Raw genomic sequence first — 730 nt, 5'->3', positions numbered from 1 at the left:
CACCCGGCCGCTGCGGTCGCTGGGCAGGTAGTGTTCAAGGACTTGCTGCGGATGGGCCGCGTCGATGGCTGTGGCAAACAGCTCGCGCAGCAGTTGTTGCGGATCGACCGACATGGCGGGCTCCCGGGATTCTTGTTATTTGAAGGGCAACGCAGACCCCTGTGGGAGCGGGCTTGCTCGCGAAGGCGGTGTGTCAGTCAACACTTCATTGACAGGAAGATCGCCTTCGCGAGCAAGCCCGCTCCCACAAGGGGGGTGGTGTGTCAGTTATCGCGAATCGAGAAATTGGCCATATGCTCCAACCCCTTGATCAGCGCCGAATGATCCCAGTTGCTGCCGCCGATGGCCGCGCAAGTGCTGAACACTTGTTGGGCGTTGGCGGTGTTGGGCAGGTTGATGTTCAGCTCCCTGGCGCCTTGCAGGGCCAGGTTCAGGTCCTTCTGGTGCAGGCTGATGCGGAAGCCCGGATCGAAGGTGCCCTTGATCATGCGTTCGCCGTGTACCTCAAGGATCTTCGACGAAGCGAAACCGCCCATCAGCGCTTCACGGACCTTGGCCGGGTCGGCACCGTTTTTCGAGGCGAACAACAAGGCCTCGGCCACGGCCTGGATGTTCAGGGCGACGATGATCTGGTTCGCCACTTTGGCGGTCTGGCCGTCACCGTTGCCGCCCACCAGGGTGATGTTCTTGCCCATGGCCTGGAACAGTGGCAGCGCGCGTTCGAAGGCGG

General features: G+C 61.9%; 1 protein-coding gene. It reads right to left on the bottom strand.

Annotation, left to right across the window (positions count from 1 at the left end):
• Nucleotides 1–263 precede the first annotated feature (263 nt).
• The coding region (locus tag J3361_RS29270) for an NAD-binding protein (RefSeq protein WP_207967451.1) at nucleotides 264–730 on the bottom strand (467 nt) is incomplete at its 5' end.

This window comes from Pseudomonas sp. OA65 (assembly GCF_017498305.1).
Lineage (GTDB): Bacteria > Pseudomonadota > Gammaproteobacteria > Pseudomonadales > Pseudomonadaceae > Aquipseudomonas > Aquipseudomonas zanjanensis.
This window is presented reverse-complemented; position numbering and strand designations above follow the sequence as displayed.